The organism is Exiguobacterium sp. s124, from assembly GCF_018617485.1.
GTDB classification, from domain to species: domain Bacteria; phylum Bacillota; class Bacilli; order Exiguobacteriales; family Exiguobacteriaceae; genus Exiguobacterium; species Exiguobacterium aestuarii.
The window spans coordinates 1,562,837-1,579,641 of sequence record NZ_JACSKH010000001.1 but is presented as its reverse complement, the minus strand read 5'-3'; the positions used below and the strand labels follow the sequence as shown (position 1 = coordinate 1,579,641).

Genomic DNA, 16,805 nt, shown 5'->3' with positions numbered 1-16,805 from the left:
GAGAATGTGAGATGTTTAAATCAGTAGAAGAGTTAGTGACGATGGCAACAGAACGAGGTATCCCGATTTCTGAGGTGATGATTGAACAAGAGATGCACGTCAGACGCTCGAGCCGGGAAGACATCATCGGGATGATGGACCGTAACCTCGAGGTCATGGAAGAAGCGGTCGAACGTGCGCTTCAAGGTGTCACATCGGTGACGGGATTGACGGGGAACGATGCCGTACTCATGCAAGATTATATACGTTCAGGCAAATCACTTGCCGGAGACCTTATTTTAGATGCCGTGTCAAAAGCAATCGGGACGAACGAAGTGAATGCGGCGATGGGACGAATTTGTGCGACACCGACTGCGGGGAGTGCGGGCGTCGTGCCAGGAACGTTATTCGCGGTGAAAGATCGCCTCGAGATGGACCGCGATGCCATGATTCGCTACTTGTTCACGTCAGGAGCGTTCGGGTTTGTTGTGGCGAACAACGCTTCGATTTCAGGAGCGGCAGGGGGATGCCAGGCAGAAGTCGGTTCAGCGACCGGAATGGCAGCAGCAGCGATTGTCGAAGCGGCCGGCGGGACACCGGACCAGTCGGCTACGGCGTTTGCAATCGCCCTTAAAAACATGCTCGGCCTTGTCTGTGATCCTGTGGCAGGACTCGTTGAAGTGCCGTGTGTGAAACGGAACGCCATGGGCGGTGCCAATGCCATTGTCGCAGCGGACATGGCCCTCGCGGGAATCACATCGCGTATTCCTTGTGACGAAGTCATCTCAGCGATGCATGAAGTCGGTCAAATGATGCCGACTGCGTTGAAAGAGACGGCTAAAGGTGGATTGGCGAATACGCCGACGGCTCGTCGCCTCGAACGAAATATTTTTGGAGCGAAAGAAGATGCAAAACAATGAACGGCTGACGACTCTGAAAGGAGTCGGGCCAGAGATGGCCAAAAAACTAGAAATGATGGGACTTGTTCGAATCGAGGACGTGCTAGAGCACGTCCCGTTTCGTTATGAGAATTATAATAGTGGGACCGTAACGACCGCTGTTCACGGGGACCTCGTCAAATGGAGTGGGACGGTTCAAGCAGAGCCGCTCGTTCGGTACTATAGTAAAGGGAAGAACCGCCTTCAGTTTAGATTATTGCTAGAAGAACGGTATGCAGTCCAAGTGACGATGTTCAATCGGGCGTTCTATAAGGATAAGTTGACGATTGGCGAAACCGTCACGGTCAAAGGGAAATGGGATATGAATCGGATGACGATCAGTGCGACCGACCTCGAATTCGGTGCACCGTCAGGCGGCCTTCAGCCCATCTATTCGTTACGAGCCGGACTCACGCAAAAAAACTTTAGTCGAATCGTCAAGTTAGCTTTCGAACAAGTGACGGACCTCCCGGAACGGGTGCCACAGTCCATACGAGACAGGTATCGACTAGAGGACCGGATGACCATGCTTCGCGGGATGCATTTCCCGGATACGGTGGAGACATATAAGCAGGCGAGACGGAGCTACGTATACGAAGAGTGTCTCATGTATCAATTGAAATTGCAGGCGTTTCGGAAAATGGAGCGGTCAGGAAACGGTCGGGCCCTTCAACTCGATAAGCCTCAATTGAACGAATTCGTCAAACGACTCGCATTCCCGTTGACGGGAGCTCAAACACGGGTCATCCGTGAAATCGTGTCCGATCTCGAAAAGCCAGAACGGATGAATCGATTGTTGCAAGGGGATGTCGGGAGCGGGAAGACCGTCGTTGCCGCGATTGCCTTGTATGCGACCGTCATGGCTGGGTATCAAGGCGCATTGATGGTACCGACCGAAATTTTAGCCGAACAGCACGCGACATCTTTACAGGAATTGTTTGAGCCGTTTGGCATCACCATCGCCCTCTTGACGAGCTCGGTGAAAGGAAAAGCCCGGGAGGCGCTTCTGACTGCGATTCGATCCGGTGATGTCGACATCATCGTCGGAACGCATGCCCTCATTCAAGGACCGGTCGAATTTTCGAATTTGCATTTGGCGATTACAGACGAACAGCATCGATTCGGTGTCGAACAACGGAAGAAACTTCGTGATAAAGCCGAATTTGCGGACGTCTTGTATATGACAGCGACCCCGATTCCGAGGACACTTGCAATCAGTGCGTTCGGAGAGATGGACGTCTCGACGATTGATGAGATGCCAAAAGGCCGAAAACCGATTGAAACATATTGGGCGAAGCAAGACCAAATCGACCGTGTCCATTCGATGGTCGATCGAGAGCTAGCGCTTGGCCGTCAAGCCTATGTGATTGCACCACTCATCGAGGAGTCGGATACGCTCGAAGTCGAAAGTGCGACAGCTTTATATGAACTGTTGAAAGAACGGTTCCCAAACTATGCCGTCGGTTTGATGCACGGGAAGCTATCGAGCGCAGAAAAAGACGACGTGATGAAATCATTTGCCGACAATGCGACACAAATTCTCGTCTCGACGACGGTCGTCGAAGTCGGGGTAAACGTTCCGAACGCTTCACTCATCATTATTCATGACGCTGAGCGCTTCGGTCTCGCACAACTGCACCAGTTGCGAGGACGTGTCGGTCGTGGTGCCCATCAGTCCTTCTGCATCCTCGTCGGGGATCCGAAGTCAGATGTTGGAAAAGTTCGACTGAAAACGATGACGGAGACGAATGACGGATTCGTATTGGCGGAGAAAGATTTAGAGTTACGTGGTGCCGGTGATTTCTTTGGTACCGCCCAAAGCGGGCTGCCTAGCTTCCGGGTCGCCGATCCGGTTCTCGATTTAAAAGTGATGGAAGTGGCGATGCGTGACGCCGTGGCACTTCTTGGAAGCGATGCGTTTTGGCAGGACGCCCAATATGAAGGGTTACGTGGCTATTTGAAACAACTCGACCTCCTCGTAGGGGAAAGGTTAGAATAATACTTGAAAATGACGACTAAAGAATATATACTGCTATTAGTACCAGGTATTAAGTTCTTTAGCGATTAGTTTAGGAGGGAACTGAATGCGGGTACCTAAGAAAGAGCGGCAACGCTTGTTACAAGAAACGATTGAGCGCAACCCGTTCATCAAAGACGAGGAACTGTCAAAACAGTTTTCCGTCAGCATCCAGACGATTCGTCTCGATCGGATGGAATTAAAAATTCCAGAAGTGAGGGAACGAATCAAACATGTGGCTTCTGAACACCTCGATGAAGTCAAATCGCTTTCAATGAGCGAGGTCATCGGTGATATGATTGACTTGAAACTCGATGACTCTGCGATTTCTGTCCTCGATATCGAAAAAGAACACGTCTTTAGCCGCAATGAGATTGCTCGTGGACACGTCTTGTTCGCGCAAGCCAACTCGTTAGCGGTGGCGCTCATCAATGATGAATTGGCGTTGACCACTAAAGCGGAGATCCGATTTAGTCGCCAGGTTCATCTTGGAGAGCGAGTCGTTGCCAAGGCTCGTGTGATTAAGCTAAGAGGAGACGGAAGAACAGACGTCACAGTCGAAAGTTATGTCGGCGAGGAGCGCGTCTTTGAAGGCGACTTCACGATTTACCGACGTGGTGAGGAGGAACAAGCATGAAATTAGCAATTGATGCAATGGGTGGCGACCACGCACCGAAAGCAATCGTAGAAGGTGTGAAACGGTTCGTCGAACAATATCCGAACGAGCCGATGGAGCTCTTTTTAGTCGGTGACGAGGTGAAAATCGCCTCTTACGGACTTGACGATCCTCGTGTGACGGTCGTTCCAGCTAGTGAAATCATTACAGGAGAGGACGAGCCGGTTCGAGCGGTCCGCCGTAAAAAGGACAGTTCGCTCGTCGTAGCGGCCAATCTCGTCAAAGAAGGTAAAGCGGATGCTCTCGTGTCTGCTGGAAACACTGGCGCCTTGATGGCTGCATCTCTCTTCATCATCGGACGAATCCCAGGAATCGAGCGTCCGGCATTATCTCCGACGTTCCCTACATATACAGGTAGTGGTGTCGTCGTGTTGGATGTCGGAGCGAATCCGGATGCGAAAGCCGAACATCTTGTGGATTATGCGATCATGGGCTCACTCTATGCCGAACATGTTCGTGGCATCAAAACACCGCGTGTCGCTCTTCTCAATATCGGGACAGAAGCCGGAAAAGGAAATGCGCTCACGAAAGAAGCGTTCCCCCTCCTTGAACAGGCCCCTGTCCACTTTGTCGGGAATGTCGAAGCGCGTGAAGCGATGTCAGGAGACGTGGACGTCATCGTGACAGAAGGATTTGCCGGAAACATCTTGTTAAAAGGTGTAGAAGGATCCTCAGCAATGCTTATGAAGATGATGAAAGAACAATTCACGAGCAATCTTGTATCGAAACTTGCCGCTCTCATCTTAAAACCGAAATTAAGACGATTGAAAGAAACGCTTGATTATCGCGAACATGGGGGAGCCGGGTTATTTGGAATCAATGCGCCTGTCATCAAGGCGCACGGATCGAGTGACGCACTCGCAATGATGAGTGCGTTGAAACAGGCGAAAATCATGGTAGACCACGATGTCGTCGATAAAATCAAGCGTGCCAAAGCGATAGACTAAGCGAAAGCAGGTGAGGACATGGGGAAAGTAGCATGGGTGTTCCCGGGACAAGGCTCTCAAGCCGTCGGAATGGGACAGACATTTTTAGGCCAACCTGAAACTCTTCAGGCAATCGGGCGTCGACTCGGATTTGACCTTCTTGAAGTCATGTCTGCTGGGTCGAAAGAAGACCTCCAAGAAACAGAAGTCGCACAACCGGCAATCGTGGCGCATGCCTCGTTACTGGCACAAGCCTATGCGGCAAATGGTGCGACACCAGATGTCGTCATCGGACATAGCGTAGGAGAGTATGCTGCGCTCGTCTCGGCAGGGGTCATCGATTTAGAAGAGGCGACCGTGCTCGTTCGAGAACGTGGTAATTTGATGTCTTCAGTGAAAGACGGGACGATGGCGGCAGTTGTCGGCATGACCGATCTTCAAGAAGCGCTTCATATCACTGAAAAAATTAGTGCGAGTGGGGATTTGGTACAAATCGCTAACTTGAATTGCCCTGGTCAGTTTGTCATTTCCGGGCATATCGATGCTGTCGAACAGGCAGGTGTAGAATTGAAAGCAGCCGGCGCGAAACGAGTGTTACCGTTAAACGTCTCCGGTGCGTTCCACAGTTCATATATGATGCCGGTGGCGACACGTTTCCAGGATGTCCTCGCCTCATCACCGTTCAAAGAGGCGTCTGTCGATTTCATCTCGAACGTGGATGCAGTTGTACATCGCGATCCTGAACAGTTAAAAGCGTTGTTGACGAAACAACTCTATTCGTCAGTGCGCTTTGAAGAATGTGTTCGAAAAGCGATTGCAGACGGAGTGGACACGTTCATCGAGTTCGGTCCATCGTCACCCCTTTCAGGGTTGATTAAACGAATCGATTCGAACGTTTCGATTCAAAAGGCGACCACGCTTGAAGAAGTCGCCTCGTTAGGAGGAGAAGTTCGTGCATGATCAAGTAGCGATCGTGACTGGTGCGTCCCGTGGAATCGGTGCGGCCATCGCGAAACGTTTAGGGGAAGACGGCTTCCGTGTCGTCGTGAACTACTCGGGTAGTGAAGAGAAGGCAAACGCCGTCGTGGCAGCCATCACCGAAGCAGGCGGAGAAGCCATTGCTGTGAAGGCAGATGTCTCAAACGCAGACGACGTCAAAGCACTCGTCAAGACGGCAGTCGATACGTATGGACGCGTCGATTGTCTTGTGAACAATGCAGGGATTACACGTGATGGGTTACTCATGCGTATGAAAGAGGCAGATTTCAATGACGTCTTATCGACGAATTTGAAAGGGGCATTCCTCACATCGCAAGCGGTGACACGTCCGTTGCTCAAATCAAAATCAGGGCGTATCATCAATATCGCCTCGGTCGTCGGCATCACTGGGAACGCGGGACAAGCAAACTATGCGGCCGCAAAAGCAGGGTTGATTGGATTGACAAAATCTGTGGCACGCGAACTCGCAAGTCGTCATGTGACGGTCAATGCCGTTTGTCCTGGTTTCATTCAAACCGACATGACCGATGCCTTGACAGATGCGCAGCGAGACGCTACACTCGAGCAAATTCCGTTCAACCGTTTCGGACAAGTGGAAGATGTAGCGAACCTCGTCTCATTTTTGGCGTCTGAACAGGCTGCTTACGTGACTGGCCAGACGATTGCCGTCGATGGCGGCATGACGATGGCATAAAGGCATAAAAGAGAACTTTACCAATAGACAGACATTTAATATACTTACCTTTGGAGGGATTTTATCATGACAAAAGAACAAATTTTAGTAGACGTACAAGAAGCAGTAGCAGAGAAACTCGGAAAAGACGTTTCTGAAATCACGGCAGAGAAATCGTTCAAGGACGACCTTGGCGCTGACTCGCTTGAAGTAATGGAAATGGTGATGGACCTCGAAGACAAATTCGACATCACGATTGAAGACGAAGACGCTGAGAAACTTGCAACTGTTGGCGACGTAGTCGCGTACATCGAAACAAAAGTGTAATCAAGCCATCCCACCGCTCGGTCCCGAGTGGTGGGCTTGTGCTTATTCATGGAGGGAACTATGACAAAAGAAAAACGGCGGTTTGACCGTCAAGGATCGGCGCAGCGACGTCGACGTCAGGAAATGGAACGAGCACGCATCTTAGAGTTATTCAAGTCATTAGAAGAGCGTTTAGACGTTCAGTTTTCAAATCACGACTTGCTCATGCAGGCGTTCACGCATTCATCATATGTGAATGAGCAGCGTGGATTGCGAAAAGACAATGAACGCTTAGAGTTTTTAGGGGATGCCGTATTAGAATTGACCGTATCCCGGTTCCTATATGAGACTTATCCGGAGCGCTCCGAGGGGGAATTAACAAAATTACGGGCGGCGATTGTTTGTGAACCGTCACTCGTGAATTTTGCGGAGGCCTATGCCTTCTCTGACTTTATCTTGCTTGGAAAAGGTGAAGAGTTGACTGGTGGACGAAAACGTCCGGCATTACTTGCCGATGTCTTCGAATCCTATATCGGTGCTCTTTATTTAGACCAAGGGATTGAGGCAGTCGAACGATTCCTCGCCGAAGCGGTTTTTCCGAAAGTCTTAGCCGGAGTATTTGAAGAACAGACTGATTTCAAGAGCCAGTTGCAGGAAAGCGTGCAACGTGAAGGGTTAGGTCCGGTCACTTATGAGATCATCGAAGAGCGCGGACCGGCACATAGCCGAGAATTTGTGGCTCATGCACGTCTCAGCGACGATATTGTCGGTGAAGGGGTCGGGCGTTCTAAAAAAGAAGCGGAACAATTGGCAGCGAAAGAAGCGCTCATCGCTTTTAATCGGCGATACGCAGATTTATAAACAAAAGGAGTGGACCATTCACCATGGTTCCACTCCTTTTTCATGTCAATTGACCGAGCTCTTCGACGATTCCGTCGACTTCTGATAAAGAGAGGGAAGAACGTGTCATCACGTACTCATAAATCTCTTTCACCGCTGATGGGTCAGCCTCATTATATTCTTCCGCTTTGATCGCACCGCGGTTAATAATGTTCATCTTATCCAAAATCGCTTCAATCATCTGTTCATTCGTCATCTGTATACCCCTTTCTACAGTTCTTTTAAGAATAGCATGATTCTGGCATTTTGACGAACTGTTAACTGTGGTAAAATATACAGATGAATGCTTACTGCGGATAGGATGGTCACGATGCACTTAAAACGAATCGAACTCGCTGGCTTTAAATCATTTGCCAAGCGAATTGAATTAGATTTCCGTCCCGGCGTCACGGCTGTAGTAGGGCCGAACGGGAGCGGGAAATCCAATATATCGGACGCTGTTCGCTGGGTACTTGGAGAACAGTCGGCCAAATCACTGCGCGGTGCCAAGATGGAAGATGTCATCTTTGCCGGAAGTGAAGGTGAGAATCACCGAAACGTCGCCGAGGTCACACTCGTCCTCGATAATCGCGACGAACAGTTACGTCTCCCTTATGAAGAAGTGAGTGTGACCCGTCGCGTGACCCGGAGTGGGGACAGCGACTATTTTATGAATAAAAAACCATGTCGTCTAAAAGACGTGATTGATTTGTTTTTAGACACAGGTCTTTCCCGCGATGCATTCGCCATCATCGGGCAAGGTCGGGTCGAACAAGTCATTTCCGGGAAACCGGAAGATCGCCGGGCTGTCATCGAAGAGGCGGCGGGAGTCCTCAAGTATCGCCAGCGTAAAAAACAGGCTGAGCGTAAATTACAAGATACGGAGTTGAACTTATCTCGTGTCGACGACATCTTATTTGAGTTGGCTGACCGGGTAGAACCCCTTCGCGAACAAGCAGCGCTTGCTCGGGAGTATAAAGTGGCAAAAGCCCGTCATGACGAGCTTGAAACGGGTATCATGGGTGCCGAAATTCAAATGCTTCAACAAGAAATCGAGCAGGTGACGGTACGTCACACAGAATCCATTCAGCAATTGTCTAACTCCGACCGTTCGGTACAGAACCTTACCGAAGAACGTAGTCAACTCGAGGCGACACTTTCGACACTTCGTGACGAGTTGGCTGAATTGAATCAAAAGGAGCGCGAACAGTCGACGTATGTCGAGCGTTTGACGGGTGACATCAAGCTCGCAAAAGCCCAAGAAGAGCACGGTGCCGAGATGAAAGACCGTCTCTTGCGTCAACGTGAAGAAGTAAAAGCTGAGATGGCAGAGCTTGAGACACGGTTGCAGACCGTTCGTGATGAATTGTCTCAAAAAGTAGATACGTTGCGCCAAACGACTGAGGCGAGAGATGCGCTTCAACAACAATTGACAGCCGCATCGCGTGATTTCAATTCTGAAATCGAAGCGTTACAAAGTGAAGCGTTCGAACTCGCGACCACGCGAGCGACAATCAGTAACCAACAAAAGCGGGAACAACGGGATATCGATGTCGCCATCGAGTCGAAAGAACGACTTCTTCGTGAGAATAAACACCGTCTCGATGACCGTTCTTCACAAGAAGCGACACTGTTAGCGGCGCAAAAACAGTACGAAGAGGTACAAAGTCGTTTTGAACAATTGACTGATAAAGAGGCGGAACTTCACGATCAAGAAACGACGATCCGTGAGAAATTAACGCGGGCGGAGACGTCTTACTATGATCTCGAGCGTCGTCGTCAAAAAACAGAAGATCGGATCGAAATGCTCGAACGGATGAAGCAATCGTATGAAGGTTATTTCCATGCGGTCAAGTTCGTGTTGAAAAATCGTTCTGCAGGTGTGCTCGGTGCCGTCGCTGAACTCATTCGTGTTCGTCCTTCGTATGAAGCAGCGATCGAAACAGCTCTCGGTCAGACGCAGCAACATGTCGTCGTCACAGACGAGACAGTCGGTCGCCGTGAAATCGATCAATTGCGAAAAGCGAACGCGGGTCGTGCGACATTCTTGCCGCTGACGACGATCAAGCCGAGATTCGTACCGACCGAAGTGATGCATCGCCTCGAATCGATGAATGGGTTTGTCGGTGTGGCGTCCGATTTGGTCGAGACGGACGAATCGTTTGAGACGTTAAAACAATCACTCCTCGGTGCGGTGCTCGTCGCGGAGACGTTAGAAGTCGCGAACCGAATGGCACAGTCGACCGGATATCGTTTCCGCGTCGTCACACTCGAGGGAGACATCGTGAACGTCGGCGGTTCGATGACAGGTGGTAGTCGTAAGCAAGGTGTGGCTTTGTTTACACAATCGCGTGAACTAGATGACTTGAAACAAGGATTGACACAAGGTCTTGCCATGCTCCATGAGCAAAAGCAACGTCTTCAAGAGTATACGGAAGCATTGACAACGATTACTCAAGCACTATCGACACTTCGAGACGAAAAACGTACCGTCGAAGTCACGCTTCGAGATGTCGAGGCTACTTACCGCACTGCTGAACGTGCCTCACTCGATGCCAAATCACAACTTGAACTGTTCGATCACGAGATGATGCGCTATGAACGGACGATTGAGACGTCGACAGCCGAGCTCGAACGATTGACGAAAGCCTTGGCAGATACGGACAAAGAGCAAGCGGATATTCGTGTCCGTCTAGAATCGCTCCGTGCCGAACAGTCAAAAAGTGCCGAGAGTACGGGGCAACTCGAAACGGCGCTTCGCCAAAACGAACTCGACCTGCAACGCCATACGCTCGAAGAAGAACGTGTTCGATATGAATTGGAGCGCTTGACGACTGAACTTAATCGTCTACAGGAACGAAACAATCAGATGGAGCGTGAACTCACACGCCTCGATAGTGGAGAAGTCGTTTCATCTGCTGAATTAGAAGCGACGCTTACCACGGCCAAGCTCGAATTCAACGAGATTCAAGAGTCGCTACAAGCAATGGCAACAACGCTCAAGTCGAATGAAGAAGCGTACCGGATCATGCGTCAGCGTGTCGACCAGGCGACGGAAGCGCGACGACAGGCAGAAGCGGTCGTCCGAAAACTAGAGACGGCGAAGCAAGAGTTCGAATTAAAGCGACAATGGAAGCTCGATGCGTTAGAAGAACAGGGGCTTGTCGCAGAACTTTTACCAGCGCTCGAGATTCCTCTTGATGAAGCGAAAGAAGAGTTTAAATTGCTCGTTCGTCAGATTGAGGAGATCGGACCGGTCAATCTGAATGCAATCGAAGAGTTCGATAGCGTTCACGAACGCTTTACGTTCTTGTCTGAACAGCGAGATGACTTGGTTAGTGCAAAAGAAGATTTGTATGAGATCATCGCCGAGATGGACCGTGAAGTGACACGTCTCTTTAAAGAAACGTATACGAACGTACGGGCACACTTTAAACAGACGTTCACCGAGTTATTCGGTGGAGGTGAGGCCGACTTAAAACTTGTTGATGAATCGGACTTGCTGAACACAGGAATCGAGATCGTTGCCAAACCGCCTGGCAAAAAGCTACAGACGCTCAGTCTATTGTCTGGTGGAGAACGCGCACTCACAGCGATCGCCTTATTGTTTGCGATACTGAAGACGCGTCCGGTACCGTTCTGTGTCCTCGATGAGGTCGAGGCGGCTCTTGATGAGGCGAACGTACACCGGTTCGGGGAATATATTCGCACGCTATCGATTGATACGCAGTTTGTCATCATTACGCACCGAAAAGGCACGATGGAAGCGGCGGACACGCTTTATGGCGTCACGATGCAACAGAACGGGGTGTCCGAAGTGTTATCGGTCGAACTGTCTGAAGCAAAACGTGTCGTAGAAATGGATGAAGAGATGGAGGAATCACGTTGAGTTTTTTCAAGAAATTAAAAGAGAAATTAACGACATCTACCCAAGAGGTGTCACAAAAGTTTACAGACGGGTTGACGAAGACACGTGACGGGTTTGCGAGTGCCGTCAACGACCTCGTCTATCGTTTCCGCGAGGTGGATGAGGACTTCTTCGATGAACTCGAAGATTTGCTCATCCAAGCGGATGTCGGCGTCACGACGACGATGGATCTTGTCGAAGATTTGAAAGAAGAAGTGAAACGTCGCAACTTAAAAGACCCGGTCGCAGTTCGGGATGCACTCGTTGAAGTAGTAGCGAAACGCCTCCAAGAAGACGAATCAGACCGCGAACTGAATATGCAAGATGGACTTACGGTCATCTTGTTTGTCGGTGTGAACGGGGTCGGGAAGACGACGACAATCGGAAAACTGGCGCATCAATTGAAGTCGGAAGGTCGTAACGTCATGCTCGCGGCAGGGGATACGTTCCGTGCAGGGGCAATCGAACAACTCCAAGTTTGGGGAGAGCGTGTCGGCGTTCCTGTTATCCGTCAAACGGAAGGATCAGATCCGGCTGCTGTCGTATACGATGCCGTCCAATCCGCGAAGTCGCGTAACATGGACGTCCTCATCTGTGACACGGCGGGACGTCTTCAAAATAAAGTGAATCTAATGAAAGAACTCGAAAAAGTGAAGCGTGTCATCGAACGAGAAGTTCCGAACGGTCCGCATGAGGTCTTGCTCGCATTAGATGCAACGACAGGACAAAACGCCATGATTCAAGCTAAAGCGTTCAAAGAAGCGACGAACGTGAGCGGAATCGTCTTGACGAAGCTCGACGGGACGGCTAAAGGTGGGATTGTGCTCGCGATTCGAAATGAACTCGACATCCCGGTCAAATATGTCGGTCTTGGTGAAAAGATGGACGATTTACAAGAGTTCGATCCAGAACAGTTCGTCCTAGGGTTATTCGGGGACGTTTTCGAAGAGAAGTCAGAAGACGACTCGACTGAAAAAGAGGACACAAACAAAGACCTCGCCTAAGTTTTGCTGTTAAGAAAAAAACTTGACAAGTACTAGGCACGGCTGTACTATAGGTAGTTGTAAAGGGATTTCACTTAACATGTGGAGGTGAAAGGTTTGACGCTCGAAAAAACGAATCGCATGAACTATCTCATCGATTTCTATCAAGCGCTCCTCACACCGAAACAGCGCAACTATATGTCTCTTTATTACCTAGATGACTACTCGCTCGGAGAGATAGCGGAAGAGTTTGAAGTCAGCCGTCAAGCGGTCTACGATAACATAAAGCGTACAGAAACGATGCTTGAACAGTACGAGGAAAAGCTCGCTCTATTCGAAAAATTCGAACAGCGTCAGCAACTTCTTCAGACCCTCAAACGTCAAGTCGAGCTCACGGATGACGTGAATGCCACGATTTCTGCGCTTGAGAATTTAGAGTAGGGGGCTGGAGCATGGCATTTGAAGGATTATCAGAACGGTTGCAAGCGACGCTTTCAAAGATGCGTGGTAAAGGGAAAATCTCGGAGACTGATGTCAAAGAGATGATGCGTGAGGTTCGCCTCGCCTTACTAGAAGCCGACGTCAACTTTAAAGTGGTCAAGCAATTCGTCAATGACGTGAAAGAGCGTGCGGTTGGTCAGGATGTCATGAAATCATTGACGCCAGGTCAACAAGTCGTCAAAATCGTTCACGAAGAGTTGACGAATTTGATGGGAAGCGATGTCGTCCCGATCTCATTTAGTCAGAAACCACCGACAGTCGTCATGATGGTCGGGCTACAAGGGGCAGGTAAGACGACAACGACCGGGAAGCTAGCGAACTTGATTCGTAAAAAGCATAACCGCAGTCCACTTCTCGTCGCGGCGGATATTTATCGTCCGGCGGCAATCAAGCAGCTCGAGACACTCGGGAAACAACTTGATTTACCGGTCTTCTCACTTGGCGATCAAGTGAAGCCGGAAGAGATTGTGACGAAAGCACTCGAGTACGCAAAAACAAATCATCACGATTTCGTGTTGATCGATACGGCGGGTCGCCTTCATATCGACGAGACGCTCATGGGTGAGCTCGAAAATGTGAAGACGATTGCCAAACCAAATGAGATCTTCCTTGTCGTCGACTCGATGACAGGTCAAGATGCGGTCAATGTGGCCGACAGTTTCAATGAGAAACTCGGAATCACCGGGGTCGTGCTCACAAAGCTCGACGGAGATACACGAGGCGGGGCAGCCCTTTCGATCAAGGCAGTCACGGGAGCGCCGATTAAGTTCGTCGGTCTCGGAGAAAAGTTGGATGCCCTCGAACCATTCCATCCAGAGCGCATGGCGTCACGGATTCTTGGAATGGGGGACGTGCTCTCGCTCATTGAAAAAGCCGAGACACAAATGGACCAAGACGCAGCGAGAGAGCTAGAAAGCAAAATTCGCGACGCGTCATTCACGTTCGATGATTTCATTGAACAGTTGGGTCAAGTGAAAAACATGGGCCCGATTGATGAATTACTTTCGATGTTACCTGGTGCAGGTAAGATGAAAGGGTTGAAGAACGTCCAAATCGACGAGAAACAACTCGATCACGTCGAAGCGATTATTCGTTCGATGACGAAACATGAGCGTTCCAACCCGGAAGTGCTCAATGCGAGTCGTCGGAAACGGATCGCAAAAGGGAGCGGTCGCTCGATTCAGGAAGTGAACCGTCTCATCAAACAGTTCGATGACATGAAGAAGCTGATGAAGCAAATGTCAGGACAAATGAAAGGGAAGAAAAAGGGCTTAGGTCTTCCGTTCTTCTAACAAAAACTTTTGTCAGTCGGACAAAAAAGCTGTATACTATAAAAGTTGTCAATTCTTAAACACATGATGGAGGTATATTACCATGGCAGTTAAAATTCGTCTTAAGCGCATGGGCGCAAAAAAATCACCTTTCTACCGTATCGTTGTAGCAGACTCACGTTCACCACGTGATGGTCGCTTCATCGAGCAAGTTGGTCACTACAACCCGGTTGCAAAACCAGAAGCTGAAGTTCGCATCAACGAAGAACTCGCTCTCAAATGGTTGGCAGACGGCGCGAAGCCATCTGACACAGTACGTAACTTGTTCTCTAAAGCAGGGATCATGGAGAAATTCCACAACGCGAAAAACGCGAAGTAATGATGTGGCCGACCTTTTCTGAGGTCGGCCTATTTTGTTGAGGAGGGAACGCGAATGGATTGGTTATACGTTGGGAAAATCGCCAATACGCACGGCCTTAAAGGGGAAGTAAAGATTTTGGCGGCGACAGACTTCCCTGAAGAACGATTTAAAAAAGGAAATACGTTGTTCCTTGACGTGGACGGAACGAAACAAGAGATGACGATCACGACATATCGTCCGCATAAACAGTTTCATCTCGTCACGTTCAAAGGATTTGAAAACATCAACCTCATCGAGAAATATAAAGGGTTGAAGTTGTACGTCCATGCCGAACACGTGCACAATCTCTCGGAGAATGAATATTACTATCACGAGATTATCGGTTGCGAGGCGATTGTCGATGGCGAGGCGATCGGGGTAATCGATGATATCTTTGAGACAGGTGCGAACGACGTATGGGTCATCAAACGACCAGGCAAGTCGGACGCGCTCATTCCTTACATCGAATCGGTCGTGAAAGAGATTGACGTGGAAGCGAAACGGGTCGTCATCACCCCAATCCCTGGAATGATTGACGATGAAGATTGATGTGTTGACGTTATTCCCGGACATGTTCAAGTCGCTCGACCATTCCATCGTCGGCCGAGCGAGAGCGCTCGGACAAGTGGATATGTCGTTCATCAATTTTCGGGATTTTTCAACGAACAAGCATCATAAAGTCGATGACTATCCGTACGGAGGAGGGGCGGGCATGTTGCTCACCCCACAACCAATCTTTGATGCATTTGACTCGATCGAAGCGAAGTCACCACGTGTCATTCTCACGACGCCGACCGGAAAGCCGTTCAATCAACAGATGGCGGAAGAATGGGCCCGTGAAGAGCATCTGATCTTTTTGTGTGGACATTATGAGGGATTCGACCAGCGCATCCACGATGAACTGGCGACGGACGAAGTGTCCATCGGCGATTTCGTTTTGACGGGTGGGGAGCTCGCGACGATGGTGATGATTGATGCGACGGTGAGACTGCTCCCGGACGTCCTTGGTGATCAGGCGAGCCACGAAGACGATTCGTTCTCGACCGGTCTCCTTGAGTATCCGCACTACACACGCCCTGCGGAATTTCGCGGGTTGAAAGTGCCGGACGTCCTCCTGTCTGGAAATCACGCTCGTATCGAGACGTGGCGACGCGAGCAATCGCTCGCGAGAACGTATCGACGTCGTCCGGATTTACTCGAGCAAATCGAGCTGACGGAAGACGATAAAAAGTTTCTTCAATCGTTGCGCGATTGAGAAATATATGCTATGTTTGAGCATGTGGGTTAAACCCATCGATTACCGATGTTCCGCTATTGGATGCTTGGGCATATGAAGATATGAACATTGAAGAAAAAGGAGATATGATTCATGAACACACAAAAACTGTTCCGTGAAATCACAGAAGAACAATTCAAATCGGACGTACCTGCTTTCCGTCCTGGTGACACAGTACGTGTCCACGTTAAAGTTGTAGAGGGAACGCGTGAGCGTATCCAGATCTTCGAAGGCGTTGTTATCAAGCGTAAAGGTGGCGGCATCAGCGAAACATTCACAGTCCGTAAGATTTCTTACGGCGTAGGTGTTGAGCGTGCATTCCCGCTTCACTCACCACGCGTTGCGCAAATCGAAGTAGTACGCTACGGTAAAGTTCGCCGTGCGAAACTTTACTACCTCCGTAACCTTCGCGGTAAAGCAGCACGTATTAAAGAAATCCGTCGTTAAGATGGGAATTAAGCTTGTCGCTTGCGACAAGCTTCTTTTTTTCTAGTACAATAAGTTCAAATGGATAGAGGAGTGAGTGAAGTTGAAAGAAGTGTTTAGTTGGCTAAAGGCCATCGTTGTCGCTCTTGTCATCGCGTTCGTCATCCGGACGTTCATCTTCGTTCCTGTCATCGTTGAAGGGGAGTCGATGATGCCGACACTCCACAATGCGGATCGAATGATCGTCAGTAAAATTTCGAACTATGTTGGTGAGCTAGACCGAGGCGATATCGTCGTATTCCATGCGACAGAATCAAAAGACTATATTAAACGTGTCATCGCCATCCCAGGCGACACGCTCGAATATCGAGATGACGTGCTCTATATTAACGGTGAAGCGGTTGAAGAACCGTATTTAGACGAGTTCCGCGCACAGATGAACGGTTTCCCGTTGACGGAGAACTTCACGCTTGAACAAGTGACAGGCGAGTCAGTCGTTCCTGAAGACTCATACTTCGTCATGGGAGATAACCGTCAAAACTCGAAGGACAGTCGTGAAATCGGATTTGTGTCGAAAGAGGAGATTGTCGGCAAGACGAACTTCATCTTCTGGCCGCTCGACGATGTTGGCACGGTAGAAGATTAAGG

Annotated in this window: 18 protein-coding genes; 17 read left to right on the top strand and 1 reads right to left on the bottom strand. The window is 49.6% G+C overall.

Annotated elements, in window-relative coordinates; genetic code table 11:
- Positions 1–11 precede the first annotated feature (11 nt).
- The 8 genes from sdaAA to rnc all read left to right on the top strand — a co-directional run bounded on the left by sdaAA (position 12) and on the right by rnc (position 7,375).
- Positions 12–899, top strand: coding sequence for an L-serine ammonia-lyase, iron-sulfur-dependent, subunit alpha (gene sdaAA / locus KNO85_RS08255; RefSeq protein WP_214788900.1), 888 nt, complete (start codon positions 12–14; stop codon positions 897–899).
- On the top strand, positions 886–2,916 hold the full coding sequence (gene recG / locus KNO85_RS08250; RefSeq protein WP_214788897.1) for an ATP-dependent DNA helicase RecG: 2,031 nt from the start codon (positions 886–888) through the stop codon (positions 2,914–2,916). Before sdaAA ends, recG begins: the two co-directional genes overlap by 14 nt.
- Before the next feature lie 85 nt (positions 2,917–3,001).
- Positions 3,002–3,571: a transcription factor FapR gene (gene fapR, locus KNO85_RS08245; protein ID WP_214788894.1), complete on the top strand. Its 570-nt coding sequence runs from the start codon at positions 3,002–3,004 to the stop codon at positions 3,569–3,571.
- Positions 3,568–4,557, top strand: a complete 990-nt coding sequence (gene plsX / locus KNO85_RS08240; RefSeq protein WP_214788891.1) for a phosphate acyltransferase PlsX — start codon at positions 3,568–3,570, stop codon at positions 4,555–4,557. Before fapR ends, plsX begins: the two co-directional genes overlap by 4 nt.
- 18 nt (positions 4,558–4,575) lie before the next feature.
- Positions 4,576–5,496, top strand: a complete 921-nt coding sequence (gene fabD / locus KNO85_RS08235) for an ACP S-malonyltransferase (protein WP_214788888.1) — start codon at positions 4,576–4,578, stop codon at positions 5,494–5,496.
- The gene (gene fabG, locus KNO85_RS08230; RefSeq protein ID WP_214788886.1) at positions 5,489–6,229 is read left to right on the top strand and encodes a 3-oxoacyl-[acyl-carrier-protein] reductase; all 741 of its coding nucleotides are present in this window, start codon (positions 5,489–5,491) and stop codon (positions 6,227–6,229) included. Before fabD ends, fabG begins: the two co-directional genes overlap by 8 nt.
- A 66-nt stretch (positions 6,230–6,295) precedes the next feature.
- Positions 6,296–6,535 (top strand): acyl carrier protein, encoded by a 240-nt coding sequence (acpP, locus tag KNO85_RS08225; protein ID WP_214788883.1) that lies wholly within the window; start codon positions 6,296–6,298, stop codon positions 6,533–6,535.
- Between the two features lie 123 nt (positions 6,536–6,658).
- A complete protein-coding gene (gene rnc / locus KNO85_RS08220) occupies positions 6,659–7,375 on the top strand; it encodes a ribonuclease III (RefSeq protein ID WP_214693956.1) in 717 nt (238 codons plus the stop codon).
- A gap of 40 nt (positions 7,376–7,415) precedes the next feature.
- Here rnc and KNO85_RS08215 read toward each other — a convergent pair whose 3' ends face one another.
- Positions 7,416–7,610: a DUF1128 family protein gene (locus KNO85_RS08215; protein WP_214788880.1), complete on the bottom strand. Its 195-nt coding sequence runs from the start codon at positions 7,608–7,610 to the stop codon at positions 7,416–7,418.
- Between the two features lie 114 nt (positions 7,611–7,724).
- On the opposite strand from KNO85_RS08215, the gene smc reads away from it, so the two are divergent.
- The 9 genes from smc to lepB all read left to right on the top strand — a co-directional run bounded on the left by smc (position 7,725) and on the right by lepB (position 16,803).
- Positions 7,725–11,282 carry a chromosome segregation protein SMC gene (gene smc, locus KNO85_RS08210; protein WP_214788877.1) on the top strand — a complete coding sequence of 1,186 codons (3,558 nt, stop codon included), beginning with the start codon at positions 7,725–7,727 and terminating at the stop codon, positions 11,280–11,282.
- Positions 11,279–12,304, top strand: a complete 1,026-nt coding sequence (gene ftsY, locus KNO85_RS08205) for a signal recognition particle-docking protein FtsY (protein ID WP_214788874.1) — start codon at positions 11,279–11,281, stop codon at positions 12,302–12,304. Before smc ends, ftsY begins: the two co-directional genes overlap by 4 nt.
- A gap of 96 nt (positions 12,305–12,400) precedes the next feature.
- Positions 12,401–12,724 carry a putative DNA-binding protein gene (locus KNO85_RS08200; RefSeq protein WP_214702252.1) on the top strand — a complete coding sequence of 108 codons (324 nt, stop codon included), beginning with the start codon at positions 12,401–12,403 and terminating at the stop codon, positions 12,722–12,724.
- Between the two features lie 11 nt (positions 12,725–12,735).
- Positions 12,736–14,076, top strand: a complete 1,341-nt coding sequence (ffh, locus tag KNO85_RS08195) for a signal recognition particle protein (RefSeq protein WP_214788871.1) — start codon at positions 12,736–12,738, stop codon at positions 14,074–14,076.
- Positions 14,077–14,158: 82 nt separating this feature from the next.
- A complete protein-coding gene (gene rpsP, locus KNO85_RS08190; RefSeq protein WP_015881366.1) occupies positions 14,159–14,434 on the top strand; it encodes a 30S ribosomal protein S16 in 276 nt (91 codons plus the stop codon).
- Between the two features lie 54 nt (positions 14,435–14,488).
- Positions 14,489–15,004: a ribosome maturation factor RimM gene (rimM, locus tag KNO85_RS08185; RefSeq protein ID WP_214788868.1), complete on the top strand. Its 516-nt coding sequence runs from the start codon at positions 14,489–14,491 to the stop codon at positions 15,002–15,004.
- Positions 14,994–15,710 (top strand): tRNA (guanosine(37)-N1)-methyltransferase TrmD, encoded by a 717-nt coding sequence (gene trmD / locus KNO85_RS08180; protein WP_214788865.1) that lies wholly within the window; start codon positions 14,994–14,996, stop codon positions 15,708–15,710. Before rimM ends, trmD begins: the two co-directional genes overlap by 11 nt.
- Before the next feature lie 114 nt (positions 15,711–15,824).
- On the top strand, positions 15,825–16,178 hold the full coding sequence (rplS, locus tag KNO85_RS08175; protein WP_015881369.1) for a 50S ribosomal protein L19: 354 nt from the start codon (positions 15,825–15,827) through the stop codon (positions 16,176–16,178).
- Between the two features lie 82 nt (positions 16,179–16,260).
- Positions 16,261–16,803, top strand: coding sequence for a signal peptidase I (gene lepB, locus KNO85_RS08170; protein WP_074034770.1), 543 nt, complete (start codon positions 16,261–16,263; stop codon positions 16,801–16,803).
- Positions 16,804–16,805 lie beyond the last annotated feature (2 nt).

Bases quoted from the DNA above. Each gene is read 5' to 3' on its own strand.
- rimM (WP_214788868.1), top strand. From the start codon at position 14,489: ATGGATTGGTTATACGTTGGGAAAATCGCCAATACGCACGGCCTTAAA.
- trmD (WP_214788865.1), top strand. From the start codon at position 14,994: ATGAAGATTGATGTGTTGACGTTATTCCCGGACATGTTCAAGTCGCTC.
- sdaAA (WP_214788900.1), top strand. From the start codon at position 12: ATGTTTAAATCAGTAGAAGAGTTAGTGACGATGGCAACAGAACGAGGT.
- fabD (WP_214788888.1), top strand. From the start codon at position 4,576: ATGGGGAAAGTAGCATGGGTGTTCCCGGGACAAGGCTCTCAAGCCGTC.
- acpP (WP_214788883.1), top strand. From the start codon at position 6,296: ATGACAAAAGAACAAATTTTAGTAGACGTACAAGAAGCAGTAGCAGAG.
- fapR (WP_214788894.1), top strand. From the start codon at position 3,002: ATGCGGGTACCTAAGAAAGAGCGGCAACGCTTGTTACAAGAAACGATT.
- rplS (WP_015881369.1), top strand. From the start codon at position 15,825: ATGAACACACAAAAACTGTTCCGTGAAATCACAGAAGAACAATTCAAA.
- recG (WP_214788897.1), top strand. From the start codon at position 886: ATGCAAAACAATGAACGGCTGACGACTCTGAAAGGAGTCGGGCCAGAG.
- smc (WP_214788877.1), top strand. From the start codon at position 7,725: ATGCACTTAAAACGAATCGAACTCGCTGGCTTTAAATCATTTGCCAAG.
- KNO85_RS08215 (WP_214788880.1), bottom strand. From the start codon at position 7,610: ATGACGAATGAACAGATGATTGAAGCGATTTTGGATAAGATGAACATT.
- rnc (WP_214693956.1), top strand. From the start codon at position 6,659: ATGGAACGAGCACGCATCTTAGAGTTATTCAAGTCATTAGAAGAGCGT.
- rpsP (WP_015881366.1), top strand. From the start codon at position 14,159: ATGGCAGTTAAAATTCGTCTTAAGCGCATGGGCGCAAAAAAATCACCT.
- plsX (WP_214788891.1), top strand. From the start codon at position 3,568: ATGAAATTAGCAATTGATGCAATGGGTGGCGACCACGCACCGAAAGCA.
- ffh (WP_214788871.1), top strand. From the start codon at position 12,736: ATGGCATTTGAAGGATTATCAGAACGGTTGCAAGCGACGCTTTCAAAG.